This is a genomic window from Thermanaeromonas sp. DSM 22490, from assembly GCF_056378755.1.
On record NZ_JBJHHE010000002.1, the window covers coordinates 58,581 to 82,815 of the forward strand.

Below are 24,235 nucleotides of genomic sequence, written 5' to 3' on the forward strand. Positions count from 1 at the left end.
TTAGGGGAGTGGAGGTATGCCGGCAGCGGAGAATATTCTAACAATATGGTTAACCGGGTGGGGCTTTCCTCCCTGGCTAAATAGCCTCCTTACAGGGCTTATTTACTTGGTGGGCGTGCTGGCCTTTGTGTTTTTGAATGCTATTTACCTGATTTACCTGGAACGGAAAGTCAGCGCTTACATGCAGCAGCGCCTGGGTCCCAACAGAGTAGGGCCCCATGGATTGCTGCAGTCGGTGGTTGATGCTTTAAAGCTATTGGGCAAAGAGGATATAGTCCCCCGTCATGTGGACAAGTGGGTGTTTATAATAGCGCCCATTGCCATCTTTATCCCGGCCATTATGCTCTATGCCGTTATACCCTTCGGCAAGGGTATAATAGCTGCGGATCTGAACATCGGTGTATTTTATTTCCTGGCCGTAGCTTCTACTACCACCATTGCCATACTAATGGGCGGCTGGGCGGCCAACAACAAGTATGCCCTCCTGGGGGCTATGCGGGTCGTAGCGCAGATGGTGAGCTACGAAATCCCCTTAACTTTTTCTATCCTGGGAGTAGTTATGCTAGTGGGATCTTTGAAGACTTCGGACATTGTGGCAGCCCAGAAGGATATCTGGTTTATCTTCTTACAGCCGGTGGCGTTTTTGATCTATTTTATTGCTGCTACCGCGGAAGTTAATCGCGGCCCCTTTGACCTGGTGGAAGGGGAACAGGAGATCATTGCCGGGCCCTTTGTCGAATACACGGCCATGCGCTATGCTCTCTTTTATCTTTCCGAATACGCCAACCTGGTAAGTGTTTCAGCCCTGGCCGTAACCCTTTTTCTAGGGGGCTGGCAGGGACCTTGGTTACCCTCTTGGTTATGGTTTATAATTAAGGTTTATATTATGATTCTCCTTTTTATGTGGGTACGCTGGACCTTCCCTCGTATCCGGATTGATCATTTGCTGCAAATAAACTGGAAGTTTCTCTTGCCGCTGTCCCTGGCCAATATCTTGGTTACGGGTATAGGTATTAAAATTTACCAGTTGCTATCTGCAGGGAGGTGGTGAGGGTGTTTGGGAAGGGATTGCTTAAAGGTTTAAGCATTACCTGGCATTTTGCCTTCGGCAGGGCCATCACTGAGCAGTATCCGGAAAGGCGCCCAAAACTTGCTCCGCGTTCGCACGGTTCCTTTGTGCTGGAAAGGGAAAAATGCACAGCCTGCGGGGTTTGCGCCAACGCCTGTCCCAACCATGTGATTAGCGTGGAAAGCCGGCGAGATGAGAATAAGAAGCGCCATTTAACTAAATACAGTATGAAATTGGGGCAGTGCCTTTTCTGTGGCCTGTGTGTGGAGAGCTGTCCCAGTCAAGCCTTGCATTTTAAGCCCGATTTTGAGCTGGCCTGTTACCATTATGAGGATACTATCCACGTTTTGGCGGAAGACAATGGGTATTCGGCAGCGGAAGGGACAGTTTAAGTAATAGAAGGGAGTGAGGGAGTTTTATGGGCGGCGCAAGCCTGGCTGTCTTCTGGATTCTGGCAGCAATAACTATTGGTTCGGCTCTGGCGGTAGTATTGCTTTCTAACATTGTGCACAGCGCCCTGTACCTGGTTCTCACCTTTATTGGGGTAGCCGGTATCTACCTTTTACTGGAAGCAGAATTCTTGGCAGCCGTCCAGGTCTTGGTGTATGCGGGCGCAGTGGCTATCCTCGTGATCTTCGGAGTTATGCTTACCAGGAGAGGGGATATCAGAAAGAGCAATCCTTTTAATAGCTACCACACAGCAGCGGGGGTTGTTTCCCTGGCTCTCTTTATCCTAGTAATACTGGCCTTGGGCCGGAGCGCTTATGGGACTCAGCCTGGCTCTTGGCCGGAGAACACGGTAGGGGCTATTGCCGAAGCCTTTTTAGGCCCCTTTGTCATCCCCTTTGAGATAGCGGCGGTGCTGCTGCTGGTGGGCATCATAGGCGCGATCCTGCTGGCAAGAGAGGTGAAGCAGGAAAAATGATTACGCTAAATCACTATTTAGCCCTGGGCGCCCTTCTGTTTACTATAGGCCTTTTCGGTGCCCTGGCCAAGAAGAATGCGATAGCAGTATTGATGGGTATAGAGTTAATGCTGAACGCAGTCAATATTAACCTGGTGGCTTTTAATCGCTTTCTTAACCCGGCGAACGTAGGGGGACAGGTTTTTGTTATCTTTGTAATTGTGGTAGCGGCAGCAGAGGTGGCCGTGGGCTTGGCCATCGTCATCAATCTTTACCGCCAGCGGTTGGCCAGCAATGTAGATGAAGCCGACTGGCTTAAGTGGTAAAAAATATTTGCTTAATAGGCAGGTGAAAGACAAGCCATGATTGAATATGCCTGGCTGGTACCCCTTTTTCCGGCCCTGGCCTTTCTGGTAATTGTGTTTATTACCCGTAGGCTGAGACTCTTGAGCGCCCTGGTGGGTATTGCGGCCATTGCTGCTTCCTTTATCCTGGCCGTAGGTATTTTGCGGGAAGTGCTGCTTACTGGGGTGACTATGGAGAAGCCGGTAGAATATGCCGTCAACTGGCTGGCTATTCCCGGTCCCAAGGAATGGTTATTAAGGATTGAAGCCGGGATTTTGATAGATCCCCTGACAGCAGTTATGCTCTTAGTGGTTACCCTGGTAGCTCTGCTGGTAGAGATCTACTCGGTGGGCTACATGCACGGGGATCCCGGTTTTAGCGTTTTCTTCAGTTACCTATCCCTCTTTAGCGCTTCTATGTTGGGCCTGGTAGTAGCCAATAATTTTTTCATGATCTTTTTCTTCTGGGAACTGGTAGGCTTGTGTTCTTACTTGCTAATAGGCTTTTACTTTCATAAACCGGAGGCAGCCCGGGCCAGTTTAAAGGCTTTTGTTACTAACCGGGTGGCGGACTTCGGGTTTATGCTGGGGTTCTTCTTCCTTTTCCTTATGTTCGGCACCTTTAATTTCCGGGAGCTGGCCGAGGCTATACCGCATGCCCAAAACTTGGGGCTTTTAGCCCTGGCTGCTGTCCTGGTATTTATCGGCCCTATAGGCAAATCCGCCCAGTTCCCCCTCCATGTGTGGCTGCCGGATGCCATGGAGGGTCCTACTCCCGTTAGCGCTTTAATCCATGCGGCCACCATGGTAGCCGCCGGTGTTTATTTGCTGGCGCGAGCCTTTGTCTTATTTGCCAGTGTACCGCAGGTAATGTGGATTGTGGCTTATGTGGGCGGATTTACAGCCCTTTTCGCGGCAACCATCGGCGTGGTGCAGAGGGATATCAAGCGTATCCTGGCCTATTCCACCATAAGCCAGCTGGGCTATATGGTCATGGCCATGGGTGTAGGGAGTATGACGGCGGGTATGTTCCACCTGACCACTAATGCCTTCTCTAAGGCCTTGCTTTTCCTGGCAGCCGGCAGTGTTATTCATGCCCTGGAGGTGCAGGATATTTTCCGCATGGGCGGTTTAGCTAAAGATATGAAGATAACGGCTATTACCTTTATAATAGGCGCCCTGGCGCTGGCCGGAATCCCACCCCTGGCAGGCTTTTGGAGTAAAGATGAAATTCTTCTGGCAGCTTATACCCACGGCTATACAGGGCTGTATATCCTGGGCACCATAGTAGCCTTTTTGACTGCCTTCTATATGTTCCGCCTAATCTTTGTGGCCTTCTTTGGACCGAGACGGGCCGGCCTTCATGGTCATGAGTCTCCCTGGGTCATGACCGTACCCTTGATTATACTGGCCGTATTATCGGTGGTGGTGGGCTTTGTAGGAGCTCCCTTTGTGCCTAATGGGTTCAGCTCCTGGGTATATTTTGGCGAACCCCATCACCTGGAACCCAACTACTTCGTAATGGTGTCCTCTACTCTGGTGGCCTTGTTAGGCATCTACGTGGCCTGGCTCATTTATGGCCGGGAGGTTATTTCTCACGAAGCTCTGGCCCAGCGCTGGCGAGGCATCTATACGGTCCTATACAACAAGTACTATGTGGATGAGGCCTACTTATGGTTCTTCCGCAGGGTAGTTCTAGGACTGGCCGAGGCCTTTAACTGGCATGACCGCCACGTGGTAGATCGTATTTTCGATGGTGTGGGAGATATGGTGCGCTGGGCAGGGCGCAAATTGCGGTACCTGCAAACCGGTAGTTTGCCCACCTATGCCTTGGTTATCTTTGCCGCGGTAGTTGTCTTAGTAATCTGGATGGCAGCGCCGGTGATAGGAGGGATAAAATGAATTTTCCGCTTTTAACCTCGATTCTTCTAGCGCCGGTAATAGGGCTTATCCTGATTTTGTTTATACCGGAAAGGGAACAACTGCTCATTAAAATTACAGCAGCAGTGGCCACTTTTGTTTCCCTGGTACTGTCTATCTATGCTTATGTGGCCTATGACCAGGCAGCAGGTGGCCTGCAGTTTTTGGAGGACATTACTTGGGTGCCTGCCTTCGGTATCAATTATTCTGTAGGCGTGGATGGAATAAGTTTGCCCATGGTATTGCTCACGGCCATCGTAATTTTTACCGGGGTCTTTGCCTCCTGGGATATGACCAACCGGATAAAAGAATTCTTCATTTTCCTTTTGATGCTGGTTACCGGGGTTTTCGGCGTGTTCATCTCCCGCGATCTCTTCTTTTTCTACCTCTTCTTTGAGGTAGCAGTAATTCCCATGTATCTGCTTATCGGTATATGGGGCAGCACCAGGAAAGAATATGCAGCTATGAAGTTAACCCTCTATCTTTTGGTGGGCAGCGCCTTTGCCTTGATCGGCATTATCGCCCTGTTCCTCTATGCTGCCAACCAACTGGGCTATCCCACTTTTGATATTCAAACCCTGGCTACAGTGAAATATGATCTGGGCTTCCAAAAATTTGTCTTCTTCCTCATGCTTATCGGCTTCGGGGTGCTGGTCCCCATATGGCCCCTGCACCTCTGGTCACCGGACGGCCACGTGGCGGCTCCCACGGCGGTGAGCATGCTGCACGCCGGCGTATTAATGAAATTAGGAGCTTACGGTTTAATCCGGGCGGGCGTTTTCTTTTTCCCGGAAGGAGCCAAGTTTTGGGCTCCCCTTATTGCGGTGCTCTGTATTGTAAATGTGGTATACGGGGCCATGATAGCTATGGTCCAAAGGGATTTGAAATTTGTCATCGGCTATAGCAGCGTTAGCCACATGGGCTATGTGTTGTTGGGGATAGCGGCTCTTAACACATTAAGTTTGAGCGGAGCTGTGACGCAGATGTTCGCCCACGGCATAATGACCGCCCTATTCTTCGCTCTGGTGGGCAATATTTACCATAAAGCCCATACCCGCGAGATCGCCCGCTTTGGCGGGTTGGCCCACCAGATGCCGCGGGTAGCGGCCGGTTTCCTGATAGGTGGCCTGGCCTCGTTAGGTCTACCAGGGCTTAATAACTTCGTTGCAGAGTTCTTGATTTTCTTAGGAGCCTTTACCAGGGAACAAACCCTGTGGGGCGGCATTTTGAGCTACCGTATTTTAGCTATTTTGGCTATTTTAGGCATTGTAATTACGGCCACTTATGTTCTGCGAGTAGTGCAGAAGACCTTTTTTGGACCGCGCAAGCCTGAATGGGACGAGCTGGAGGATGCCCGCGGGGTAGAGTTGGTGCCCATTGTGGTGCTGTGCTCTACTCTCCTCTTCTTCGGCCTGTTCCCCTCCTTTATGGTGGATCTTATTAATACCGGCGTAGCGCCGCTGGTGGCTAGGATCGAGGCTGCGCGGGCGATAGGGGGGATTTTCTAGATGGCTATTTGGCGGCTACTGAGCGTAGAACTCTTGACGGCTGCTCTGGGCCTGGGATTGCTGGTTGTGGGGCTCTTGGTGCCGCGGGAGGAGAGGAGAGGGATAGCTTACCTCGCCACCGTGGGGTTAATAGGTATTATGGCGGTTGCCTTTGCCTTAAAGCAGGCCCGGGGCGTGATTCTCAACAGTTATATAATCGATCCCCTGGGAACCTACTTTAAAGTCCTTTTTCTAGCAGCTGCCGTACTAACTTGCATATGCTCTTTCGATTATATTGGCCGACTTAAGTACGGCGAAGGAGAGTTTTATGCCTTAATAGTTATAGCTACCCTGGGCATGATGATTATGGCCTCAGCGGGCGAATTGATTACTTTATACCTAGGACTGGAATTGATGACCATTAGCCTCTGTATCCTCGCATGCTGCCGCAAGGGCGATATGAAATCAGCCGAAGCCGGTATTAAGTATATTATCTTGGGAGCTCTGTCCTCGGCGGTTTTGTTGTACGGCCTGAGCTTAATTTACGGAGCTACAGGCAGTACCATAATCAAGGAGATCCGCCTGGCTATAGCCGGCGATGGTGTACCGCCTCTTTTGGCTCTGGGCATAGTTTTTGTCCTAGCGGGTTTTGCCTTTAAAATGGCAGCCGTACCCTTTCATATGTGGGCGCCCGATGTATATGAAGGAGCACCTACCCCGGTTACCGGTTTTCTTTCAGTGGCTTCTAAGGCTGCCGGGTTTGCAGCTTTCTTGCGCGTCTTTTTCGGGGCTTTGCCCGAAACTCACAGCCTCTGGGCAGAGTTAATCATTGCCCTGGCGGTCTTAAGCATGGTAATAGGTAATTTGGTGGCTATTCCCCAGAAGAATATCAAGAGGTTGTTGGCTTATTCGAGTATTTCCCAGGCAGGATATTTGCTGCTGGGCGTGGTAGCCTTTTCCGTTCTGGGTGTGGGCGCCATCCTGTACCATTCCATGCTCTATGTATTTGCCAATATGGCAGCTTTCATGGCGGTCACAGCCTTTTACAATGCCCGGGGAAGCGATGAGATAAAGGATTATACGGGCCTGGCGCGTCGTTCACCCTTGTTGGCAGCCTCCCTGCTTTTTTCCCTTCTCTCCCTGGCCGGCATACCGCCGCTGGCGGGGTTTGTGAGCAAGTTTTACCTGTTTATGGCGGTTATTAACCGGGGCTATATCTGGCTGGCCATCTTGGGCGTCCTTATGAGCATGGTTTCCGTATATTACTACTTGCAAGTGGTGAAAGCCCTCTATTTTGGTGAACCACCGGCAGGCAGCCCGTCTGTAGATGTGCCCCTGGGGATGCAAGTGGCCCTGGTCGTATCTCTGGCTATACTCTTTTTCTTCGGCCTCTATCCCACTCCCCTTACCAGTTACGCTTTTAACTCGGCCATGGCTTTTCTTGCCCCTTAAAGAAAATTGCTTGAGGGCCAGGATGAGGATTTTGCTCCTGGCCCCAAAATTTTGGGGAGGTACCCGTTAGTGACTTTAGTCAAAAGGCAGAGAGGGAAACAGGGGGAGGCCGCAGCGGCCTTTTTTCTTCAGGAGAGAGGTTACCGCTTAAAGGAGAGAAATTTTCGTTGCGGTTTGGGCGAAATAGATATAGTGGCCGAAGAGGGCGGAGATATAGTTTTTGTGGAAGTCAGGACTCGTTCCTCGAATCTTATGGGTACCCCCCAAGAATCGGTAGACTGGCGCAAGCAAAATCGCTTGCGCCGGCTGGCGGACTATTATCTAAAACACCGGGGATTATGGGGGCAGCCCTGTCGATTTGATGTGGTGGCCGTATGGCTGAATAAAAGAGGAGAGGTGGCAGCCATAGAGCTGATACGCGGCGCCTTTTAGGTAATACAGCTGAACCATATCCGGCTTTGTTTCTAGGCCTGCTTGGTTTACGCTCGCTCCTGAGCCTCAAATAGGTTTCATTTCTTAAGTAATATATCCCGCGGCCGGTCCTGGAGGTACACACGGGTATAGCTACGCCGTTCGGCCTCCCGGAAAAGCCTTTCGCCCTCCTGGCGGCAGCGAGGGCAGGCATCCCGGGGAATGAAGATGGCCAAAATATGCTCGCCCCGCTCTGAACAGCGGGACTCTATCCAGGTAAGGCCGGCACACTCTTCACAAACTAAGGTGGTCTCCTTTTGTATTTCCAGGAGCCCTTCGGTGTCGTAGTAGACGCGGCGCTGGCGGGTGATTTGTTTTTGCCCCCGGGCAGTCTGCGCCCGTATTTCCTCGCGCTGCTGCCAGGCTGCATAGGTTTCGCGGCACAGGTGGGCAATATAGTCGGTAATTTCCTTGGGCTGAGATACTTTAGCCGGGCTGTAATCGGGTTCGCGGACGTAGGAATAATCCAGCCCCGCCAGGGCCAGGATGATGCCTAGGTTGACATAGGGGAGGGCGCCTTCAATGGAGTAGCCCCCTTCCAGGACCGCGATGTGGGGCTGCAAGAGTTCGGTAAGCCTGGCGTAACCTCGGGCGGAGAAACGCATATTGGTAATGGGATCAGTGTAATGGTTATCCTGTCCCGCCGAGTTGATAATCAGGTCGGGCTGAAAATCGTTGAGTACAGGGAGGATCAAATTTTCCAGGGCATAGAGGAATCCTTCCTCCCCGGTTTCCGGGGGTAGAGGGAGGTTCAGGGTATATCCGCAGGCATTGGGACCGCCGAACTCGGGCAAAAAACCGGTGCCCGGGTAGAGGGTGCGGCCGTCCTGGTGAATGGAGATATAGAGGGTCTCCTTGTCGTGCCAGTAAATATCCTGGGTGCCGTCACCATGATGGCAATCAGTGTCCACGATGGCAATGCGTTTGGGCCCGTACTTTTGGCGGATGTATTCGATCATAATGGCTTCAGTGTTGATATTGCAGAAACCGCGGTTGCCATAGACAATGCGCTGGGCATGGTGGCCGGGGGGACGTACTATAGCGAAGGCCCGGTCTACTTCCCCCTGGAGGACGGCGTCAGCCGCCACCAGAGCCCCGCCGGCGGCAACGAGGTCGGATTCTGTCGTTCGGCTTTTAACCTCAGGAACGCAGATGTGAACCCGCTCAACATCCTTGGTGCTTGCCAGCCGGGGACGGTATTCTGTGATCCCTTCGATATCCAGGATACCCTCTTCCCAGACCTGATCCTGGGTATAAAGGAGGCGCTCCTCCCGCTCCGGGTGGGTAGGAGAGATAGCCCAGTCGTAGGCCGGAAAGAATATCAGGCCCAGGCGGCGGGGAGCCTTAAGCATAGGTGGAGGTTCCCCCTTTCAACCCGGTAATGGATGGCTTATTCTGCACCTTGAGGCGAATATTCCTGCCGACAGTGTAAAAACCGCGCACCATATTGAAGGCTTGCTCCTCTATCACTTCCAGCTCAGGAACGCCCTCAGTGTAACCCAATTCCTTAAGACGCTGCTCCAGCAAAGCGAAGGCCCGCTGCCGCGCCTGCTCCAGGGAAAAATGAGGCGAAATGTTCTCATTCCACCCTATTTCGGGAACAGTCAGGATACCCCTTTCGGTATCGGCGAAGAGGGCCAGGCTGGCCGTAGGTTGGCTTAAAGCCGCGCCTATGGCATTGGCTACCCCGGCCAGGGAAGGTACTTCTACCGGTAAGCCTGAGGCTTTTTCCAGGAAGGGTTTTAAGAGTGGAGCAGGAGCGCCTACGGCAATTATCCGGCTCGGCTCCAGCTTCTTTTCGGTCAAAACTTCCCGGACCGTGTACACAGGCCGGCTGTTTAGGTGGTGGAGAAGCTGTTTTATAGTTCGGGCTATACGTACGGCAAATTCTTCAAGGATACTTTGAGCCGTTTCCTTAAGGGATAAGCCTAAAGCCTTACCCAGATTTTCTATAGCAGCTCTGGCCAGCCTTTCCTCTCCCAGTTGTACCAGACCCAAAGTAATCAGGGCGTCGGTAGGGGTGGGAGCGGGGCCGCCCAGGGCAGCCGGAGGGCCCTGGCGCTGGGGACCGATGACCATACGCCCGTCTATGATTTTGATGGAGCTATCCCCGCCTAAGCCCAGGGAGTGGGTGAAAAAGGACCGCACCAGAGTGGGATAAGGCCCCAGGCGTATGCCCTGAGGTTCAAAAAGGGGGATACCCCCTGCGCAGAAGGCCATATCCGTGGTGGTACCCCCGATGTCCAGGATGAGGGAATCTTCTTCAGCCGGTACTAGGGCTAAAGCCCCGATGATGCTGGCCGCCGGTCCAGAAAGAATAGTTTCCACGGGGGTATTCACCGCGGCGCCTAAAGTTAAGGTACCCCCGTCGGCCTTGAGCATAAAAGGCTCTAACTTTAAACCCTTACTTTCTACATAGGACCGGACTGCTTCGGCAAATTGATTATAAACCCGCCAGACGGAGCTGTTCAGGTAGGCCGTATATACCCGCCGGGGGAATGCCAAGCGGCCCGATAACCTATGGCCCAAGGTGATAAAATCATAGCTTCCTTCCAAAACTTGAGCTATTCTTAACTCATGGGCTGGGTTGCGCACGGAGAATTTTCCCACTGCCGCCAGGCAGCGGATACCGTTAGCCTGGAATTGCCGCCTGGCGGACTCCAGTTCCTCTGGTTTAAGGGGGCTGGTTTCCCGGCCCCGGTGGTCAATGCTGCCCTGGAGAATTACATTTACTTTTCCGCAGGTTAAAAAAGAAGGGTTAAGTCCCGGACCGGGTATAAGGAGCAGGCCCACGGGTTCCGTTTTCCCTTCCACGATAGCGTTGGTGCACACAGTGGTGCTCAAGTTTATGCGCCGTATGGCGGCAGGATCAATGTTTTCCAGCAGGGAGTCCAGGGCCTGTCTGATGGAAGCCAAAAAATTGGCGGGATTGGTAAGGGCCTTCACGTGGCGAATAATCCGGCCTCCGGAGATAAGTACAGCATCGGTATGGGTGCCGCCCATGTCCAAGCCAATAAGCATGAGTATGCCGCCTCCGGATTTAGTAGGGTTTTAGAGTCAATAACCCTTCAACAGGCTCAAAGTGCTTCGTATTCCTCGTCACCAGCGGGACTTTCAGGTCTAAGGCAGTACTGGCAATAATGGCATCTACCGGGGTAAGTCCATGGGTTCTATATTTTCGCAAAAGCTCTCCGGCGCGCCGGGCAATAGTAGACGATACAGGAAGGGGATTGAAACGCTTCAGGAGTCTCTCTACCTGCTCTTTTTCACCTTTCTTGGGCATAGTGCCAGCCAGCAATTCCATTTCCGTAAGTACAGATATATGGCCTGCAAACTCACCCTGAAAGATACGCAATAAAAAATCAGTGGCAGGCTGAAAGCCCCGAAGGTGATCAATGAGGATGTCTGAGTCTATTATAATGCTATTCATCTAGTAATTCCTCCAGGCGCCGGCGGTCTGATTCACGTAATTCCCGAATGAAATCCTCATGGAGATCAGTTCTATCTTTCCATAAGCCAGCCGTAGCCTTGAGTATATCTTCGCGTGTACCCTGGTTACCAGTTGAGACCTTCCTTTTTACCTCAAGTATAATACTGTTTTCTCCCAACGCTTTGACCAGCAGGGTATCACCAGTATGAATTTTTAACTGGCGTCGAATCTCCGAAGGTATGGTTATTTGTCCTTTCGAAGAGATGCGTGTTTCCATAAAAAATATCTCTCCTTACCAGCTGCTTTACCGGTTATAGTTTATCATACTTAGTAAAGCAAAATCAAGAAAGGCAGGAGATGGAAGCTATCGATCAGGGTGGACACTAGTGGAGGCGGGTACTGCTCAAAAAGGGCCAAACTTAGCGTAGAGGGGACTAGCTCAAGGAGACTTAATTGCGTATAATAAGAGGCGTAATGGCTTTAGCTAGCGGAGGTGGCAAAATTTGCGGCATGTAGTAACTTTGATACCTGGGGATGGGACAGGCCCGGAAGTGATTGCCGCCGCCCGGCGGGTCCTGGAGGCTAGCGGGGCCCAGCTGGAGTGGGAAGTGGTGGAGGCAGGAGAAGCTGCTCTAAATAAATACGGCACTGTTCTGCCCGAGGAAGTGCTGGAATCCATCAGGCGGAATAAAGTGGCCCTGAAAGGACCTATTACCACCCCTGTGGGCACCGGTTTTCGCAGCGTGAATGTAGCCCTGCGCAAAGAGTTAGATCTCTATGCCAATGTGCGGCCGGTTAGGAATTTGCCCAATGTACCTTCCCGTTATCAGGGCATAGATCTGGTAATTTTCAGGGAGAACACCGAAGACTTATATGCCGGTATAGAACATATGGTGGGCGAAGAGGCGGCGGAGAGCATAAAAATTATTACCCGTAAAGGTTCGGAGAGGATAGCCCGGGCTGCTTTTGAGTATGCGCGTAGGAAAGGGCGGCGCCGGGTGACGGCGGGACACAAGGCCAATATTTTGAAGTTTACTGATGGGCTTTTCCTGCGCTGCTTTTATGAGGTGGCCAAAGATTATCCCGAAATCGAAGCTGATGACCGGATTGTGGATAACTTGAGTATGCAGCTGGTACAAAAGCCGGAACAATACGATGTGCTGGTATTGCCCAATCTATACGGCGATATTCTCTCGGATCTCTGCGCCGGCTTAGTGGGCGGCCTGGGGGTAGCTCCGGGAGCCAACCTGGGCGAAGGGGTCGCGGTTTTTGAGCCCATACATGGCAGTGCGCCCAAATATGCCGGCCAGAATAAAGTTAATCCTCTGGCTACTATCTTATCCAGCGTTATGATGTTGGAGCACCTGGGTGAAGAGGAGGCTGCGGCGCGCATCCAGCAGGCCATTATCGAGGTCTTGACGGAAGGCAAATATTTGACCTACGACCTGGGTGGCACGGCAGGAACCCAGGAGATGGCGGAGGCCATTGCACGGAGGCTGAAACAAGGCACAGGAGGATAAAAATGGCCCTTTTTGCCCTAGGAGACCTGCATCTGGGTCGCGATATGTCCCTGTTCGGACCGGACTGGGAGAATCATGAGCAAAGAATTGTGCAGGAATGGGAGAAGGTGGTTCAACCACAGGATACCGTTTACCTCCTGGGAGATCTTAGCTGGGCTATGCGCCTGGAAGAAGCCCTACCCCATTTGCGGCTGTTAAAAAGTTTGCCCGGCCGTAAGAGACTGCTTAAAGGCAACCACGATTACTGGTGGCAAACAGAGAAGAAGATGCGGGCTGCTATTTTGGATGCTGATTTCGACCTCTTGAAACCTGAAGTGGTAGAAGGATTGGCCATCTGCGGTACTCGCGGCTGGTTGGTGCCGGGCCATCCCCTTTTTAACCCGGAGACAGACGAGAGGGTTTACCGGAGGGAAGCCCTGCGGCTGGAAAGGGCCCTGCAGGAACTAGCCCGGCTCAGGCAGGGAACAGAGCCCATAATAGTAATGCTACATTTTCCACCAGCTCTGCCGGGTGAGCTGTCGGCTTTTGTAGAACTTATGCGCAAGTACGGCGTTAACCGTTGTTATTACGCCCACCTCCATGGCCAGGACCGCTTAAAAGCCCTGGAGGGAAGCCACTGGGGAATGGAATTTCATCTGGTATCGGGAGACCACCTAGCCTTCAGACCGGAGCGGTTAAACTGAGAAGGTCCCTCGAATGGTGAGGGACCTTTTATATTTAACGGTCGAAATAAATGTTTTTTCCGGTAGCCGAGAGGGGTATGCCCACAGCTATTTCCGCGTCAATGAGGCCCAGACGCCTGGCTACCACACCTATACGATACATAATGCGATTATCAACATTGAGGATACTGGCCATTTTGACTGCCGAACCTATGGCTATCCCTAAATCCAGCAGGCGCCAGGCGCATATAGGGCCGGCAAACTCCGGGCCAGGCTGTAAGTCCTTTAGTTCTGCGCAGCGGGGTTCCCCGCAAGCACCACAATCCAATCCGGTCTTTTGGGCGTTCTTTAACCCTATCAGCAGAACGGCTGCGGAACGCCTCACGTTTTCCCCGTCCCGGTCGAAATTCTTGCGGTTGGTCTGGCGCCCGTACTCGACCATAGCATCCGCCAGCCTTTCCAACTGGTCGCCTTGAAGAATTTCCAGAACTACGAAGTCCTTACCGACAGCCTTGGGAGCTGTGCGGGCGGCTACGGCCATGAGTTCGGCAGCGGTAAACATAATGCTGGACATTAACTTATCGCTCCTCTCCTATAAGAATTGTATATTAGTCGGAAAACTTGCCTCCCGTGGTTTATATTTCGGCAAGGCAGTTTTAAAATCCTTCCAGTTTCTTAGCTTAACCCAGTCGATACTTGATTAAAAAGGAGACTTAAGCAGGAAGTAAATTTTTAAGCAAAGAATATTATCTTGGAGGTGGTCTGCATGTCCCTTAATGTTCGACAAGCCTTGAATATTGGGCCTTTGCGCCGGGCTAAAGTAGTAGCCGGTCTTCAGGGTTTAGATAATGAGATAACCTTTGTAAACATCATGGAAGTTCCAGAGGTAGCCCGCTGGATGAAAGGCGGAGAACTCCTGCTCACCGCCGGTTACGCTTTAAAAGACAATCCTCAACTGCGCCAGAGGATTATATATGATCTGGCGGGCAAAGGGGTAGCTGCCTTCGGGATTAAACCAGGCCAGTATCTCCATAGGGTTCCCGAGGATATGACTGAACATGCTGATAGGGTTGGTTTGCCCCTGCTGGAGCTGCCTCCCGATGTGCCCTATATGGACATTATGCTGCCCATCTTCGAATTATTGATTAATGAACAACTCTACCGACGTCGGCGGGCTGAAGAAATCCATGATCTTCTCCTCAATGTACTTTTGGGTGGCACCGGGTTACAAGGGGTATGCATGTCTTTAGCCCAATTTACGGCTAATCCTGTCTTTATCTTTAGTCATGGCACCTGTCTCGGAGCCGGTTATCCGTCCCTGACCAATAGTGAAGACTTGTTTGTTTTGGAGCATGCTTTGGAACGAATCTTCCATGAGGTGCCTAAAGAATTAAAGGAGTTGGTTCCCCATCGAGCTACCCTCCTGCAACTAAGCCCGGATCTGCCAGAAAGTGTGGTTGTGCCGGTAGCCTCCCAGGAAAGAATAGATGGTTATCTCGTCATCCTGCAAAGCAATCGCTATTTAGACGATGTGGAAATAAGAGGGATCGAAACTGGTGCTACCATCGTGGCTCTGGAGTTTGCCAAGGAGAAAGCTGTTGCCGAGACGGAAATTCGCCTGCGGGGCGAACTGCTGGATGAGCTGCTCCAGGGGAAGATAGAAAATATAGAAATAACCATGAAGCGGGCTGCCCACTTGGGCATAAACCTGGCAGGACGCTTGGCGGTGATGATAATAGGTTTTTATTCGGAAAATAAGATGTCTTCTTATCAGGTAAATCTTCATTCAGAAGTGATTCACCTTTTACGATCTCGATTTTCCCGGCATCCCGGCGGTATTTTATTGTCTAGCAGGGGGAATCGGGTCGTAGGGCTACTCCGTTTTTATTCGGAGACAGAAAAAGAACTCTCTGACCGCCTCTGCGAGATTTTGCAGGTGACTAAAGTCCGATTTCCCAAAGTGAAATTGGGTATAGGTGTGGGCAGAACCTACGAGGGGCTGCAGTATATTAAAACTTCTTATGAAGAAGCACAGGTTGCTTTAAAGATAGCCCTGGAAAAGGGTGATTATAGCCGGCCTGTGTTCTTTTCCGAGCTTGGGCCTTTACGCATCCTTTTTAACGTTAAAGATCTGCCCCTGGTCAATGACTTTTGCCGGGAATATATAGGGAAACTCCAGGCCTATGATGCTCAAAATAAAACCGATTTAATAGCCACCCTGGCCTGCTATTTACAAAATGATGGTAATTTACGTAAGACAGCTCAGGCTTTATTTGTCCACAAAAACTCTGTTATATATCGGATTAAAAAGATAGAAGAAATTACCGGCCTCAATTTAAACGATGCGGAAAATAGATTTACTTTAATGCTGGCTCTAAAACTGGCTCAGCTAACCCCTTAAATAAAAGGCGTGGCTTTACCCAAGGTCCAATAAAAGTGTAATTTGTTTGTACCATAAGTCTAAAGGCAAAGCCCAAGGAAGTGTAGAAATATTCTACCTACAATGCAAGGCAAGTGACAACCACAGGGGGAAGTGACAGATGTACCAGCGGCTAGGTTTATTAATACCATCTTCTAATTCGGTTATGGAAGTGGATTTTTATCGCAATCTCCCCAACCATGTTACCCTCCATGTAGCGCGTATGTACCTCAAGGACACCACTGTAGCGGGCGAAGAGGAGATGCTCGATATTCATTTCCCCCGCGCCCTTAAGGATTTGACTACGGTAGAACCTCATGCGATTGTGTTCGGTTGCACTTCGGCAGGAGCGCTACGGGGTAATGCTTATGATGAAGAATTATGCAGGCGAATAAGCGCTACTGCCCGTTGCCCGGCCATCAGCACCGTAGCCAGTGTGCGAGGGGCTTTAAAGCAAAGAGGTATCCAAAGGGTGGCCGTTATAACACCTTACGTTGAAAGCCTAAACCAACGAATACAGAAAAGTCTAGAAGACGATGGGCTAGAAGTAGTGGTAATTGCCGGGTTGGGAATAGATTATAATTTCGCTATTGCCAGTGTTCCTTCCGAGGAGATTCTGGCCCTTGCTTTAAAGACCATAGAAGGGCTGTCTGTAGACGGCATTTTTATTTCGTGTACCAATTTCCGTGCTTTGGAAATTAAGGACCGGCTGGAATACCTTACCGGCCTGCCCGTAGTTACCAGCAACCAGGCTGCACTTGAACAAGCTTTGAAGATACTGCAACAATTGAGTACAGCCGCATAAGATAAACATTTTATAATTGTTCCTTTAGCCCAAAGGTAACTAAATTTATTCGGAGAATTTTAAGTCATGACCTATACCCTAAAAAGATAAAAAAGAGGTGTCTTGCTGTGGCAGATCTTAAGGTGAACTTCGCCGGTGTAACTTTCCGCAACCCTTTGGTTCTTGCTTCGGCTACGCCGGGTTGGGATGGTCTTAGGCTAAAGAAGGCCGGAGAAGCGGGTTTTGGTGCGGTTATACCTAAAACAATAGGGCCTATTCAGGATTGGGCTGTTCATCCAAGAAATGGGCGCCTGTTTCTTTACCGGGTAGGCAACCGCCCCATAGGTATGGTTAACTTAGAATTATTTACTACCAAGACCCGTGAGGAATGGATCGCGGAGGATTTAGCCCTGGCCCGGGAAGGCGGTGCTAAAATCTTCGCCAGTATCCTGGCCATGCCGGAACCCGAACAGACGGCCGAACTGGCCAGCCAGGTGGAAGCTACCGGTCTGGTGGACCTTTTTGAATTAAACGTTTCCTGTCCTATGCCGGCCTCTACCGTAGGTATGCATATCGGCAAAAATCCGGAATTAACCTACCGCCAGGTCAAGGCGGCCAAGGGAGCCATTAAACTCCCCCTTTCAGTTAAACTGACACCCAATGTATCCGATATGGTAGAAATTGCCCAGGCTGCGGTAGAAGCAGGAGTGGATGCCATTACCATCAGCAATTCCATTCGTTCTTTTGCTGGAGTAGATATTGAGACGGGGAAACCTTATTTGAGGGGTTATGGCGGTTATACGGGTCCGGCCATTAAACCCATAATCATGCGCCATTTTTCGGAAGTAGCCCGGGCAGTAAAGGTCCCTCTTTCGGCTGTGGGCGGTGTGAGCAGCTGGCGAGAGGTAGTAGAGTATATTATGCTGGGAGCCACTACCGTGCAGCTGGCTACGGCCGTTATGTGGGAAGGTTTGAGCAAAGTAGGCAAGATATTGAGCGGATTAGCAGAATTTATGGACCGCAAAGGCTACCGCACTATTGAGGATTTCCGCGGCATTGCCCTGCCCTACATCAAAACTGTGGAAGAACTGGCCCAGGAACCTCCTCGCTTTGCCACCATCAATCCGGATCTTTGTAAGAATTGCGATATTTGCTCCCGGGTCTGTTTTTATGGTGCCATTCACCAGGAAGATGGCCGCACCTGGGCGGATAGAGATGCCTGTGATGGCTGTGGCCTCTGTGCCCAGTGGTGTCCGGCTGGAGCCATTGAGTTGAAGGAATAGGGGGTTCTCTTAAATGCTGGTGAGCCTCGAAGGGGCAATCGACCTTCACGTGCATACTTATCCCTGTCTCTTTCCCCGGCTGTGCGACGATTATACTGCGGCCCAAGCTGCGGCTCAGGCGGGGATGGGAGGTATGGTCATAAAATGCCACCATGAAAGTACAGTTTCGCGGGCCAGGGAAGTATCGCGCCAGATAGAAGGATTTCAAGTGTTTGGCGGTATAGTCCTTAACTCTTACGTGGGCGGCATTAACCCGGCTGCCGTGGAGGCCTCCCTAAAGATGGGCGGGAAAATGGTCTGGATGCCTACTATTGATGCGGCCTACCACGCCGAGGTTCATGGTTCCCGGGGCAAGTATGATGTGCAAGAGGGAGGGAATACGGGCTCAGCAGGGGATGGGCTGGGAATTACCATATGGGATGAAGAAAAGAAGCTTACTCCGAATACGTGGGAAGTGTTAGAGCTGATCGCTAAATACAAGGCCGTCTTAGGTACCTGTCACCTTTCGCCTGAAGAAATTTATTCCCTCGTCAAAGCCGCCCGCCAAAAAAAAGTCCAAAAGATTTTGATCACCCATCCCTTTTTTAAGGTGCCTAGGCTGTCCGTTCAGCAATTGAAAGAACTGGTAGCTTTAGGAGCCATAGCTGAGTTCGGTTACTGTACCGTTTCTCCCATGTGGCATTATGCTACTGTGGAAGAAATTTTTGCGGCCATAAAGACTATCGGAGTGGAAAATGCTGTCTTAATCAGCGATGCCGGTCAGAGGCACAATCCCATGCCTCATGAATCCTTACGAGTTTTTGCCCAGTGTTTGTATGAAAAAGGCCTAACCGAAAAAGAAATCCGCCAGATGGTGGTCACTAAACCCGCCGAGCTATTAGGAATTGAAGTGAGGTGAAGTGGGGTGTCTAAACGCCAGGTTAGTTTGACCGTTAATGGAGAGCGGGTAACGGCTACGGTAGATGCTGATTTGACGCTGCTCCGTTTCTTAAGGGAGACCCTAAGGCTAACAGGCACTAAAGAAGGTTGCGGTCAGGGTGAATGCGGCGCGTGCACGGTCTTGGTCGATGGACAGGCTGTAAATTCCTGCCTTATTCCGGTGGTGGCGGTGGATGGTTGTGAAGTGGTCACCATAGAGGGTTTAGCCCGGAACGGTGAGCTGGATCCTCTGCAACAAGCCTTTATCGATGAAGGGGCTATCCAGTGCGGTTTTTGCACGCCGGGAGCCATTATGTCTGCCAAGGCTTTGCTCCTGGCCAATCCTAAGCCCTCGGAGGAGGAGATCAGGGAGGCTTTATCGGGTAACCTGTGCCGTTGTACAGGGTACCAGAAAATGGTGCGAGCCGTAAAAGTGGCTTCCGGCCAAGTACCTCCGAGAGAAATACATCCTTCCTCCCCAAATGACAGTGTCATTGGCCGCAAAGTCCGGCGACGTGACGCCATAGACAAAGCTACCGGCAAAGCCACATATGCGGATGATATTTCTTTACCCAATATGCTTTACGGGAGAGCGTTGCGGAGCGCTTATCCCCACGCGTTAATTAAGGGGATCGACTGTTCGGCTGCCGAAAGGGTACCAGGCGTAGTGGCTGTGCTAACGGCTAAAGATGTTCCTGGCCTAAACCGTTATGGCCTGGTTTACCTGGACCAGCCCGTATTAGCCGATGATAAAGTACGCTGCCTGGGAGATGCGGTAGCCCTGGTAGTAGCGGAAAGCGAGAGGGCAGCAGAAGAAGCCTTGGGACTTATCCAAGTAGATTATGAGGAATTACCCGGTGTCTTTTCCGCTGAAGAAGGGCTCAAGCCCGGTGCGCCTTTGGTCCATGAAAAGGGCAACTTAGTTCAACACACGAAAGTGAGGAAAGGAGATGTTGCGGCCGGTTTCGCCCAAAGTGAGGTGGTGGTAGAAAATACCTTCCGTACCCAGTGCGTGGAGCATGCTTATATAGAGCCGGAGTGTAGCGTAGCTGCCCTGGACCACCACGGTAACCTCACGGTATGGACTTCTACCCAGTATGTTTTCCGGGACCGGCGGCAGATCGCTCCTGTTTTGGGCCTACCGGTTAATAAAGTTAGGGTTGTACAAATGACTACCGGTGGAGGTTTTGGCGGTAAAGACGACATTACCACCGAGATTTTAGCCGGCCTGGCAGCCTTAAAAACCGGTCGACCGGTCAAGGTCCGCTTTACCCGTGAAGAATCCATGCGGGCGACCACCAAGCGCCACCCCATGGTGATTAAAGCCCGCCTGGGAGCTAACCGGGAAGGCAAATTGCTGGCTCTGGAAGGAGAAGTCTACGCGGATACCGGCGCTTATGTATCCCTTGGTGTTTACGTGGTGAAAAAAGCCGGTCTACACCTTAGCGGACCCTATTACATTCCTAACATTAAGGTGGATACCTACACGGTTTATACCAATAATCCTCCTTCGGGAGCGATGCGGGGCTTTGGGGTAGTCCAGGCAGCTTTTGTCCATGAGTCTTTAATGGACCTGCTGGCAGAAAAGTTGCAGATGGATCCCTGGGAGATCCGATATAAAAACGCCCTGGAGCCGGGATTGAGCACGGGTACGGGCCATGTATTAAAACACGGGGTGGGCATTAAAGCTGCTCTGGAAGAAGTGAAAAGATATTTAGAAGCTCACCCTTTATAGGAGGCTTTCTTAAAGGTGGGGGTGATTAACAGATGAAGAAACGGGGTATAGGTTATGGCTGTATGATGTACGCTCTGGGCTTCGGCTTTGGGCGCCCGGATAATTCTGCGGCTTCGGTAGAAGTGGGGGAAGATGGCACGGTTACAGTCTTGAGCGGTTGCGCCGATATGGGCCAGGGCTCCACGGAGATGATCGCCCTTATCGTGGCAGAAGAATTGGGTATTCTACCTGAAGATGTGCAAATTTTTACCGCTGATACGGCCACTACTCCTGATGCGGGTCCCAGCACGGCCAGCAGGCAAACTTACGTTACGGGGCATGCTGCCAAGAAGGCAGCGGCTGAAGTGAAGGAGAGCCTGATCCAAAGTGCCGCGGAATTACTAGGGGTTAACCCAGAAGGCATTACCTTTAGGAACAGGGAAGTGTACTATAACGGGGAAAAAACCCGGCTGACGGTGGCCGAGGCAGCTGCTCATTGCCGGCGCACTGGCCGTAAATTTATCGGCTGGGGATGGCACAACATCACTACGCCGGATGTGGACCCGGAGACCAATCAAGGTGATGCTTATGCGGCTTATACCTTTGCCGCCCAAGCAGCCGAAGTGGAAGTAGATACGGAGACGGGTGAAGTAACTGTCTTGCGGGTAGTGGCTGCCCACGATGTAGGAAAAGCCATTAACCCCTTAGCCATTGAAGGCCAGATTGAAGGCGGGGTGGCCATGGGCCTGGGTTATGCGTTGATAGAAGAGGTAATTCTAGATCGGGGTAAACCCTTAACCCCTACCCTGGCAGAGTACCTTATACCCACCGCTAAGGACGTCCCGCGCGAGGTCGTTAGTTTAATTGTAGAAGAAGAGGAACCCACCGGCCCCTTCGGAGCCAAGGGAGTGGGCGAACCCCCTAACATAGCCACTGCGCCGGCTATTATAAATGCTATTTATAACGCTGTGGGGATAAGAATTACCGAGTTGCCGGCCACACCGGAAAAAATTCGCCAGTTGCTCAAGGAAAAGGGGTACTAGACAGGGAGGTGGGAATATGTGGCAGGAGTATTACCGGCCCCACACGCTAAAGGAAGCCCTGGAAATTCTGGCCTCTCATAACGGTGAAGCAAGGGTGATTGCTGGTGGCACCGATCTAATACTCGATCTTAAAAAAGGGAGCAAACACGCGCGATACCTGGTAGACATTCGCAGTATCGAAGACATGGATGTGATCGAGGAGAGGGAAGGCAAAATTTACCTTGGCGCCGGGGTAACCCATAGCCGCGCAGCAAATAGCCCACTCATCAGGGAAAAAGCTACCGCCCTGGCAGAAGCGGCAGCTCAAGTGGGAAGTGTGCAAATTCGCAATGTGGGCACGGTTGTCGGTAATGTGGTTAATGCGCAACCTGCCGCCGATACGGCTGTAGCCTTGGTGGCTTTAGAGGCAGAGGCAGAAATAGTTCATATTGATGGTAGCCGGCAATTGATAAGAGTGGAAGACCTTTACACTGGGCCGGGAGAATCCAAAGTCGACAGTACCCGTAGCATTGTGACCGGTATATACGTTCCTTTAAGGGTTAATAACAAGTCTACTTTTCAGCGGATAGCTCGCAGGCGAAGTTTGGCTTTGCCGGTCATAAATGTAGCTGTGGCTTTAATGTTGGAGGAAGGCATTATTACCGGTTCCAGGATGGCCGCCGGGCCGGTGGGGCCTCAGCCTACGCGCTTAAAGGAAGTGGAAGATTTCCTGGTAGGCAAAACTCTTACCAAGGATATTATAGCCCAGGCGGGCAGGATGGCTGCTGCTATAGCCCGGCCCAGAAGTTCTGTATTAAGGGGAAGCCGGGAATACCGGCAGCATCTGGTGGAGGTGTTAATTAATCGCGGTCTCCAGGTGTTAGCTAATACAGCCTAAATAGGAAGCGATGCTTTATGGAAGGTTTGGGTCAGTCCGTTGCCGGGTAAATTAGGGAGAAAACGGACCACAGCAGTGTTCCAAAAATAGAAAAAATTATTTGTGTCATTGGTCCAAAGGTAAATATACACTTGAAGTTGAAATATTCTTCAGTACTCTCGGGGCCTATCTGTCCGCCAAGGGAGAAGATAAGCCTGTAAAAAAGGAGGATTTAGAAATGCTTAAAAAGAACTTGACTGTTCTGGCGTGTTTACTCTTTTTGGTCTTTCTGCTAGCCGGATGTGGACAAGCCAATAAGCAATCAGGGGACACCAAGCAGGAGCAAAGTAGCAACCAGAAGGTAGAGAAGATTGTACTGCGGGCCGTTACACCTTTTCAAAAAAATTCTCCCGAACATGTAGGTTTTTGGATGTTTGTGGAAGAAGTGGAAAAACGCTTGGGTGACCGTATTGAGATTAAGTACCTTGGAGGTCAAGAGGTGATACCTGCCTTCCAGCAGATAGAAATGTTAGGCAAAGGTAGTTTTGATATAGGACACCTACCGGGGAATTATGCGGAGAACTTTGTACCGGTGGCTGATACTCTGCACCTAAGCCGCCTTAAGCCCTGGGAAGAGCGGGAAAAGGGTGTTTATGATACCTTGCGCCAGGAGTTTGAAAAAGCGCTAAATGTAGTTTATCTCGGCAAGACATCGGGGCCGGGATACCTTTATCACCTGTACACCAATTTTGAAGTAAAAAGCCTGAATGACTTCAAAGGTAGGACTATACGGGTAGCACCTGTATATGTCCCGCTTATTAAAGCTCTAGGCGCGGGTTCAGCTTCCATACCGCCAGGTGAAATCTATACCGCCATGGAGCGTAAGACCGTTGACGGCTATGGCTGGCCTTCTTTGGGTGTACTGGCGTCGGGTTGGGCGGAAGTAACTAAGTACCGCATTGATCCAGGTTTCTATCCGGTAGGCATGGGATTTTTCATTAATGGTAACGCATGGAAAAAGATGCCAGAAGATGTGCGCAAAGAATTAGAAAAAATAATGGCCGACACGGAGAAGAAAGCCTATGACAGATATGCGGAGTTAGTGGACAAAGAGACTAAAGGGATACAAGAAAAGGGGATGAAAATCCTTAATTTACCGCCAGAGGAGGCTGAGAGATTCCTAAAACTGGCCTTTGAGGAAGGTTGGAAACAAGTTATTGAAAAGGCACCACAGCTTGGTCCCAAATTAAAAGAGTTGACCACTCCCAAGCAATAGTATAAGAGCGCGGGCGGGTGAGGTGGCGCGGGGTATTCACCCGCCTTACTTTAAATTAAATATTTTTGAAAGCCTGGGACACTGGGCGGTTCCCGAGGGGGTGAAAAAAAGATGGAAAGTATGGCGTCGTATGCGCGGAGGATTTGCAGTGCGTTTATAGTAATTATCGACCGCCTTACCGAGGGAATGGCCATCGTAAGCGGTGTACTTCTCTTCGCTTTGGCACCTATGATCACGGTGGCGGTCCTGTTACGCTATTACTTCAAAGTATCAGTGGCTTGGTCTACGGAAATCGAGGAATATTTTCTCTACCTGGGCGTTTTACTGGCCTCCGCCTGGGTGCTCAGGAACGACGAGCATGTGCGGGTAGATGTGGTTGTTAATCTGATGAGCCCCCGGGTAAAGAGGGTTATGAATTTGCTTAGTAATTTCCTGGGAGCGATAACAAGTGTAGGGCTTTTCTATTACGGGCTACTGGCTACTTATGAGAACTATGTCAAAGGCACCTTAACTATCAAAGTAATGCCTATACCAAAGTATTTACCCTTTTTATTTGTACCAATTATGGCAGCTATGGTATTCTTTCAGTTCCTACGCAAAGTAATTTATTACTGGCGCTTGTCTCCCGATGGGGAGGAGAAAAAGAAAAGTCGGGCCTGATTTTGACTGCTAGAGGTGAGAAT

Annotated in this window: 24 protein-coding genes; 19 read left to right on the forward strand and 5 right to left on the reverse strand. The window is 50.9% G+C overall.

The features are described 5' to 3' along the window. Positions 1-16: 16 nt before the first annotated feature. The 8 genes from nuoH to AC1BI1_RS01940 all read left to right on the forward strand — a co-directional run bounded on the left by nuoH (position 17) and on the right by AC1BI1_RS01940 (position 7,608). Positions 17-1,051 (forward strand): NADH-quinone oxidoreductase subunit NuoH, encoded by a 1,035-nt coding sequence (nuoH, locus tag AC1BI1_RS01905; RefSeq protein WP_476715572.1) that lies wholly within the window; start codon positions 17-19, stop codon positions 1,049-1,051. 2 nt (positions 1,052-1,053) lie between these two features. Further along, entirely contained in the window at positions 1,054-1,461 is a 408-nt protein-coding gene (locus AC1BI1_RS01910; RefSeq protein ID WP_476715573.1) for a NuoI/complex I 23 kDa subunit family protein, read from the forward strand. A gap of 26 nt (positions 1,462-1,487) precedes the next feature. Continuing rightward, a complete protein-coding gene (locus AC1BI1_RS01915) occupies positions 1,488-1,994 on the forward strand; it encodes an NADH-quinone oxidoreductase subunit J family protein (RefSeq protein WP_476715574.1) in 507 nt (168 codons plus the stop codon). Next, positions 1,991-2,299 carry an NADH-quinone oxidoreductase subunit NuoK gene (nuoK, locus tag AC1BI1_RS01920; RefSeq protein ID WP_476715575.1) on the forward strand — a complete coding sequence of 103 codons (309 nt, stop codon included), beginning with the start codon at positions 1,991-1,993 and terminating at the stop codon, positions 2,297-2,299. Before AC1BI1_RS01915 ends, nuoK begins: the two co-directional genes overlap by 4 nt. A gap of 36 nt (positions 2,300-2,335) precedes the next feature. Next, entirely contained in the window at positions 2,336-4,219 is a 1,884-nt protein-coding gene (nuoL, locus tag AC1BI1_RS01925; protein WP_476715576.1) for an NADH-quinone oxidoreductase subunit L, read from the forward strand. Further along, entirely contained in the window at positions 4,216-5,745 is a 1,530-nt protein-coding gene (locus AC1BI1_RS01930; RefSeq protein ID WP_476715577.1) for a complex I subunit 4 family protein, read from the forward strand. Before nuoL ends, AC1BI1_RS01930 begins: the two co-directional genes overlap by 4 nt. After that, positions 5,746-7,176: an NADH-quinone oxidoreductase subunit N gene (locus tag AC1BI1_RS01935; protein WP_476715578.1), complete on the forward strand. Its 1,431-nt coding sequence runs from the start codon at positions 5,746-5,748 to the stop codon at positions 7,174-7,176. Positions 7,177-7,245: 69 nt separating this feature from the next. Continuing rightward, positions 7,246-7,608, forward strand: a complete 363-nt coding sequence (locus AC1BI1_RS01940) for a YraN family protein (RefSeq protein WP_476715579.1) — start codon at positions 7,246-7,248, stop codon at positions 7,606-7,608. A 77-nt stretch (positions 7,609-7,685) separates the two neighbouring features. Here the strand turns inward: AC1BI1_RS01940 and AC1BI1_RS01945 are convergent, their stop codons facing one another. The 4 genes from AC1BI1_RS01945 to AC1BI1_RS01960 are packed head-to-tail and all read right to left on the reverse strand — an operon-like array spanning position 7,686 to position 11,354. Then, entirely contained in the window at positions 7,686-8,999 is a 1,314-nt protein-coding gene (locus tag AC1BI1_RS01945) for a histone deacetylase family protein (RefSeq protein ID WP_476715580.1), read from the reverse strand. Further along, a complete protein-coding gene (locus tag AC1BI1_RS01950; protein ID WP_476715581.1) occupies positions 8,992-10,668 on the reverse strand; it encodes a hydantoinase/oxoprolinase family protein in 1,677 nt (558 codons plus the stop codon). The genes AC1BI1_RS01945 and AC1BI1_RS01950 overlap by 8 nt, the downstream gene beginning before the upstream one ends. A gap of 19 nt (positions 10,669-10,687) precedes the next feature. Next, complete coding sequence (locus tag AC1BI1_RS01955; protein WP_476715582.1) at positions 10,688-11,077, reverse strand: PIN domain-containing protein; 390 nt, start codon at positions 11,075-11,077, stop codon at positions 10,688-10,690. After that, positions 11,070-11,354, reverse strand: coding sequence for an AbrB/MazE/SpoVT family DNA-binding domain-containing protein (locus AC1BI1_RS01960; protein WP_476715583.1), 285 nt, complete (start codon positions 11,352-11,354; stop codon positions 11,070-11,072). The genes AC1BI1_RS01955 and AC1BI1_RS01960 overlap by 8 nt, the downstream gene beginning before the upstream one ends. Before the next feature lie 226 nt (positions 11,355-11,580). On the opposite strand from AC1BI1_RS01960, the gene AC1BI1_RS01965 reads away from it, so the two are divergent. Both AC1BI1_RS01965 and AC1BI1_RS01970 read left to right on the forward strand, forming a co-directional pair. Then, positions 11,581-12,597, forward strand: coding sequence for an isocitrate/isopropylmalate dehydrogenase family protein (locus AC1BI1_RS01965; RefSeq protein WP_476715584.1), 1,017 nt, complete (start codon positions 11,581-11,583; stop codon positions 12,595-12,597). A 2-nt stretch (positions 12,598-12,599) separates the two neighbouring features. After that, entirely contained in the window at positions 12,600-13,280 is a 681-nt protein-coding gene (locus AC1BI1_RS01970; protein WP_476715585.1) for a metallophosphoesterase, read from the forward strand. A gap of 34 nt (positions 13,281-13,314) precedes the next feature. On the opposite strand, the gene AC1BI1_RS01975 is transcribed toward AC1BI1_RS01970, so the two are convergent. Further along, the gene (locus tag AC1BI1_RS01975) at positions 13,315-13,833 is read right to left on the reverse strand and encodes a ferredoxin domain-containing protein (RefSeq protein WP_476715586.1); all 519 of its coding nucleotides are present in this window, start codon (positions 13,831-13,833) and stop codon (positions 13,315-13,317) included. A 192-nt stretch (positions 13,834-14,025) separates the two neighbouring features. Between AC1BI1_RS01975 and AC1BI1_RS01980 the strand changes: the two genes are divergently transcribed. The 9 genes from AC1BI1_RS01980 (at position 14,026) to AC1BI1_RS02020 (ending at position 24,212) form a co-directional block, all read left to right on the forward strand. After that, positions 14,026-15,660, forward strand: a complete 1,635-nt coding sequence (locus AC1BI1_RS01980) for a PucR family transcriptional regulator (protein ID WP_476715587.1) — start codon at positions 14,026-14,028, stop codon at positions 15,658-15,660. 139 nt (positions 15,661-15,799) lie between these two features. Continuing rightward, positions 15,800-16,483 carry a maleate cis-trans isomerase family protein gene (locus AC1BI1_RS01985; protein ID WP_476715588.1) on the forward strand — a complete coding sequence of 228 codons (684 nt, stop codon included), beginning with the start codon at positions 15,800-15,802 and terminating at the stop codon, positions 16,481-16,483. A gap of 107 nt (positions 16,484-16,590) precedes the next feature. Continuing rightward, the gene (locus AC1BI1_RS01990; protein ID WP_476715589.1) at positions 16,591-17,745 is read left to right on the forward strand and encodes a 4Fe-4S binding protein; all 1,155 of its coding nucleotides are present in this window, start codon (positions 16,591-16,593) and stop codon (positions 17,743-17,745) included. A 13-nt stretch (positions 17,746-17,758) separates the two neighbouring features. Continuing rightward, positions 17,759-18,643: a DUF6282 family protein gene (locus AC1BI1_RS01995; RefSeq protein WP_476715590.1), complete on the forward strand. Its 885-nt coding sequence runs from the start codon at positions 17,759-17,761 to the stop codon at positions 18,641-18,643. Between the two features lie 6 nt (positions 18,644-18,649). After that, the gene (locus tag AC1BI1_RS02000; protein ID WP_476715591.1) at positions 18,650-20,398 is read left to right on the forward strand and encodes a molybdopterin cofactor-binding domain-containing protein; all 1,749 of its coding nucleotides are present in this window, start codon (positions 18,650-18,652) and stop codon (positions 20,396-20,398) included. 32 nt (positions 20,399-20,430) lie between these two features. Beyond that, positions 20,431-21,420 (forward strand): xanthine dehydrogenase family protein molybdopterin-binding subunit, encoded by a 990-nt coding sequence (locus tag AC1BI1_RS02005; protein WP_476715592.1) that lies wholly within the window; start codon positions 20,431-20,433, stop codon positions 21,418-21,420. A gap of 16 nt (positions 21,421-21,436) precedes the next feature. Then, the gene (locus AC1BI1_RS02010) at positions 21,437-22,297 is read left to right on the forward strand and encodes an FAD binding domain-containing protein (protein WP_476715593.1); all 861 of its coding nucleotides are present in this window, start codon (positions 21,437-21,439) and stop codon (positions 22,295-22,297) included. 217 nt (positions 22,298-22,514) lie between these two features. Further along, positions 22,515-23,552: a TRAP transporter substrate-binding protein DctP gene (gene dctP / locus AC1BI1_RS02015; protein ID WP_476715594.1), complete on the forward strand. Its 1,038-nt coding sequence runs from the start codon at positions 22,515-22,517 to the stop codon at positions 23,550-23,552. A 111-nt stretch (positions 23,553-23,663) separates the two neighbouring features. Then, positions 23,664-24,212, forward strand: a complete 549-nt coding sequence (locus tag AC1BI1_RS02020) for a TRAP transporter small permease (RefSeq protein WP_476715595.1) — start codon at positions 23,664-23,666, stop codon at positions 24,210-24,212. Positions 24,213-24,235: the final 23 nt, after the last annotated feature.

What these genes read in the sequence shown, in the direction of transcription:
- nuoH (WP_476715572.1), top strand. Translation starts at nt 17, where the DNA reads ATGCCGGCAGCGGAGAATATTCTAACAATATGGTTAACCGGGTGGGGC.
- AC1BI1_RS01915 (WP_476715574.1), top strand. Translation starts at nt 1,488, where the DNA reads ATGGGCGGCGCAAGCCTGGCTGTCTTCTGGATTCTGGCAGCAATAACT.
- nuoK (WP_476715575.1), top strand. Translation starts at nt 1,991, where the DNA reads ATGATTACGCTAAATCACTATTTAGCCCTGGGCGCCCTTCTGTTTACT.
- nuoL (WP_476715576.1), top strand. Translation starts at nt 2,336, where the DNA reads ATGATTGAATATGCCTGGCTGGTACCCCTTTTTCCGGCCCTGGCCTTT.
- AC1BI1_RS01930 (WP_476715577.1), top strand. Translation starts at nt 4,216, where the DNA reads ATGAATTTTCCGCTTTTAACCTCGATTCTTCTAGCGCCGGTAATAGGG.
- AC1BI1_RS01935 (WP_476715578.1), top strand. Translation starts at nt 5,746, where the DNA reads ATGGCTATTTGGCGGCTACTGAGCGTAGAACTCTTGACGGCTGCTCTG.
- AC1BI1_RS01945 (WP_476715580.1), bottom strand. Translation starts at nt 8,999, where the DNA reads ATGCTTAAGGCTCCCCGCCGCCTGGGCCTGATATTCTTTCCGGCCTAC.
- AC1BI1_RS01950 (WP_476715581.1), bottom strand. Translation starts at nt 10,668, where the DNA reads ATGCTTATTGGCTTGGACATGGGCGGCACCCATACCGATGCTGTACTT.
- AC1BI1_RS01955 (WP_476715582.1), bottom strand. Translation starts at nt 11,077, where the DNA reads ATGAATAGCATTATAATAGACTCAGACATCCTCATTGATCACCTTCGG.
- AC1BI1_RS01960 (WP_476715583.1), bottom strand. Translation starts at nt 11,354, where the DNA reads ATGGAAACACGCATCTCTTCGAAAGGACAAATAACCATACCTTCGGAG.
- AC1BI1_RS01970 (WP_476715585.1), top strand. Translation starts at nt 12,600, where the DNA reads ATGGCCCTTTTTGCCCTAGGAGACCTGCATCTGGGTCGCGATATGTCC.
- AC1BI1_RS01975 (WP_476715586.1), bottom strand. Translation starts at nt 13,833, where the DNA reads ATGTCCAGCATTATGTTTACCGCTGCCGAACTCATGGCCGTAGCCGCC.
- AC1BI1_RS01980 (WP_476715587.1), top strand. Translation starts at nt 14,026, where the DNA reads ATGTCCCTTAATGTTCGACAAGCCTTGAATATTGGGCCTTTGCGCCGG.
- AC1BI1_RS01985 (WP_476715588.1), top strand. Translation starts at nt 15,800, where the DNA reads ATGTACCAGCGGCTAGGTTTATTAATACCATCTTCTAATTCGGTTATG.
- AC1BI1_RS01995 (WP_476715590.1), top strand. Translation starts at nt 17,759, where the DNA reads ATGCTGGTGAGCCTCGAAGGGGCAATCGACCTTCACGTGCATACTTAT.
- AC1BI1_RS02005 (WP_476715592.1), top strand. Translation starts at nt 20,431, where the DNA reads ATGAAGAAACGGGGTATAGGTTATGGCTGTATGATGTACGCTCTGGGC.
- AC1BI1_RS02010 (WP_476715593.1), top strand. Translation starts at nt 21,437, where the DNA reads ATGTGGCAGGAGTATTACCGGCCCCACACGCTAAAGGAAGCCCTGGAA.
- dctP (WP_476715594.1), top strand. Translation starts at nt 22,515, where the DNA reads ATGCTTAAAAAGAACTTGACTGTTCTGGCGTGTTTACTCTTTTTGGTC.
- AC1BI1_RS02020 (WP_476715595.1), top strand. Translation starts at nt 23,664, where the DNA reads ATGGAAAGTATGGCGTCGTATGCGCGGAGGATTTGCAGTGCGTTTATA.